Source organism: Chitinophaga sp., from assembly GCF_035564935.1.
GTDB lineage: Bacteria > Bacteroidota > Bacteroidia > Chitinophagales > Chitinophagaceae > Chitinophaga.
Window position 1 is genome coordinate 1 of the sequence record NZ_DATMTE010000856.1, and the last position, 3623, is coordinate 3623.

3 protein-coding genes are annotated in these 3623 nt (G+C 47.0%); all 3 read left to right on the forward strand.

Annotated elements, in window-relative coordinates; translation table 11 throughout:
* On the forward strand, positions 1–922 hold a 922-nt coding region (locus tag VN105_RS22400), incomplete at its 5' end, for a phosphoribosylaminoimidazolesuccinocarboxamide synthase (protein WP_325644400.1).
* A 55-nt stretch (positions 923–977) separates the two neighbouring features.
* Positions 978–1553: an LpqN/LpqT family lipoprotein gene (locus VN105_RS22405; RefSeq protein WP_325644402.1), complete on the forward strand. Its 576-nt coding sequence runs from the start codon at positions 978–980 to the stop codon at positions 1551–1553.
* Between the two features lie 111 nt (positions 1554–1664).
* On the forward strand, positions 1665–3461 hold the full coding sequence (locus VN105_RS22410) for an ABC transporter ATP-binding protein (protein WP_325644404.1): 1797 nt from the start codon (positions 1665–1667) through the stop codon (positions 3459–3461).
* Positions 3462–3623 lie beyond the last annotated feature (162 nt).

Sequence of the window (3623 nt, forward strand, 5' to 3'; positions counted from 1 at the left end):
GTCTAGTTTCAAATTACCAGGTCAGACTGCCTTTTACAAAGGGAAAGTACGTGATGTTTACACCATTGATAACAGGCTGATGGTAATGGTTGTAAGCGACCGCATCTCTGCATTTGATGTGGTGCTGCCCCGTCCCATTCCATTCAAAGGACAGGTATTGAACAAAGTGGCCGCCATTATGCTGGATGCCACTAAAGACATCGTTCCTAACTGGGTAAAATCTTCTCCGCTGCCTAACGTAACAATAGGGCTGAAGTGCGAAACCTTCCCGGTAGAAATGGTGGTACGCGGTAACCTCACCGGTCATGCCTGGAGAACCTACAAATCAGGTCAGCGTGTACTTTGCGGTGTAACCATGCCGGAAGGATTGAAAGAAAACGATTTCTTCCCGTCGCCCATCATTACGCCCACCACGAAGGCGCATGAAGGGCACGATGAGGATATTTCCCGTGAAGAGATCATTGCACGGGGACTGGTGAGCAAGGAAGACTATGAGCAACTTGAAAAGTATACCCTCGCTTTATTTGAAAGAGGCAGGGAACTAGCCGCCAAACGCGGGCTGATCCTGGTAGATACGAAATATGAATTTGGTAAGATCGGCGATACCATTTACGTGATCGACGAAATCCATACCCCGGATTCATCCCGTTATTTTTACGCGGAAGGATATGAAGAAAACCAGAAGAACGGCGTTCAGCAGAAACAGCTGAGCAAGGAATTTGTACGCGAATGGCTGATGGCAAACGGCTTCCAGGGTAAAGACGGACAACAGGTACCGGAAATGACAGACGAATTTGTTAGCAGCGTAAGCGAACGGTACATTGAACTGTTTGAAAATATTACCGGTCAGAAATTTGTGAAAGAAGAAGTAGCGGCTGCGGATGCAGAATCCAGGATTGTAGCTGCACTGAAAAATTTATAATAACATAGATCGCTCCGGTGTAATGCCGGGGCGGTTTCTATCCCTTATGTGCACGATGAAATTACAATTGATCTCCGCGGCAGTTTGTTTGTTAAGCATCGCCGCCTGCAACAACACTTCCAAATCCCCTAAAGAATTAAGCAGCGAAGAAGTACTGGAACTGGCAGGAAAATCGCCGGGAATGAACGCCGGCAGAGGCACCTTTTCCGTAACTCCCCCCGCCGGCTGGACGAAGACCGATACCGTGATGAGCCGGATAGAATATACCTTCATGATGGCGCCGGCTGGCGACGACAGTATCTTCCGGGCCAATGTGAACATCGTTACCCAGGAACTGAAACAAGGGTTTACACTGGATAAGGTGATGGAAACCACCCAGAAAGAAATGGAGAATTTCTTCGTGGATTATAAAAAGATCGACAACGGGGAACGTACCGTTGCCGGTGCAAAAGCCAAATGGATGAAATGCCGGTATGCCCACCGGGAAACAGGCACCCCGCTTAGCGGAGAGGTAACCATCCTGGTAAAAAACAATATCGCCTACGCCATTACACTTACCACGCTGGCAAGCGACCTGGTAAAGTATGAACCGGCGCTGGAAGAGATCCTTGGCTCTTTTTCAACAAAGTAAAAAAGATAAATTTCAGGAAGAAGGCCCGTGCAGAGCAATTCTTTGCACGGGTCTTACCGTTTACAGCTATATGCGCTGAATGCCTTATTTTTGTTGGCAAATCGAAGACTGTTGAAACACCTTGCCGCACTTAATAAATACTTTCTTACCAATAAATGGCTGCTGATCCTTGGACTGTTGTTTACCGCCATCTCCATTGTGTTCAGTGTGTTCCAGCCTATCATGGTACGCCAGATCTTTGACCTGCTGGCGCATAATATTGATGAATACCGGCTGTTGGATAACACCGCGCTGAAAGTGGCCTTCCGTGGCGATTTTACGCATGTGCTGGCATTCTATGGCGTAAGCATTTTGCTGTTTGCATTACTGAGCGGGTTCTTTTTATTCCTGCAGCGGCAAACACTCATTGTCATGAGCCGCCATATTGAGTACGATCTGAAGAATGAAATTTATCAGCATTACCAGAAGCTTGATCTTAATTTTTTTAAGATGCACCGCACCGGTGATCTCATGAGCCGGATCACGGAAGATGTATCACGTGTACGCATGTACGTAGGACCTGCTATAATGTACGCCTCCCGTACCCTGTTCCTGATTGTGATCATTGTATACCTGATGCTGCAGGTGAATCCCTTGCTAACGCTGTATACCTTGTCGCCATTGCCTTTCCTGGCCTTAACCATTTACTATGTGAACAGGATCATTCACCGTAAAAGTGAAAGGATCCAGGCACAGTTATCCAACATTACTTCCATTGCCCAGGAATCTTATTCAGGCATCCGGGTAATAAAATCATATATCCAGGAAGATGCGAGTACAAAGCATTTTGAAGAAGCCAGTGAAGCATATAAAGAGAGTTCTATCAGTCTTGCTAAAACAGACGCCCTGTTCCAGCCCACCATGGCATTGATGATCGGCTTAAGTGTGATCCTCACTATTTTCATCGGCGGGATCCAGGTAATTGAAGGAAACATTACCGTGGGTAACCTGGCGGAATTTGTGATCTATGTGAACATGCTGATGTTCCCGTTCTTTTCTATCGGCATGGTGGCGTCTATGATCCAGCGTGCGGCTGCCTCACAGCAACGGATAAACGAATTTTTACAGATTGAGCCCACCATTAAGGATGCTCCCGGCGCAAAGGCGGTGAAACTGGAAGGGGAGGTGCGCCTGGAAAATGTGACGTTTACTTATCCGCATACAGGCATCACTGCTATTAATAATTTCAACCTGCATATCAGGCCTGGTCAAAAGGTGGCTGTTATTGGCCGCACCGGCTCCGGCAAAAGTACGCTGGCGCAATTGCTGATACGGATGTACGATCCGCAGGAAGGAAAAGTGATGGTTGACGGCCAGGATATCAGGGGGCTGCAGCTGGACCAACTGCGGGGGCAGATCAGTTATGTACCGCAGGATGTGTTCCTGTTTTCCGACAGCATTGCCAATAATATACGCTTCGGCAATCCCAGTGCTACGATCCAGGAGGTGCAAACCGCCGCCAGGCAGGCTTCCGTGGAAAAGGATATCCTGGGCTTTAACGAAGGGTTTGAAACGGCTATCGGCGAGAGGGGCGTAACGCTCAGCGGGGGGCAGAAACAGCGTATTTCCATTGCCAGGGCCCTGATCAAGGATCCCAATATCCTCCTTTTCGACGACTGCCTGTCTGCCGTGGATGCCCGTACAGAGAAAGAGATCATCGGCAACCTGTATGCCTATCTGAAAAATAAAACGGCTATTATTATCACCCACCGGATCTTTGCCTTGTTTGAGTTCGATAGCATAATTGTACTGGATGAAGGGAAAATCGTGGAGCAGGGAACACATAGTGATTTATTGTCATTGAATGGATATTATGCAGAACTATACGCACGTCAGCAATCAGGTGATGAAGAAAGTGTAAGTGAATAGCAATCATGTGCTTGTATATGCCCTGCCGCAGCCTGTTACAGCCGGGTTTTATGATTTTTCAAAATCATTTAAAAATATTTTGATATTTGTAAAACAATAGTATATTTGTCTCTTATTGTAACAGGATTTGATTCGTTAACACTTAAATCTATCAACTGTGGC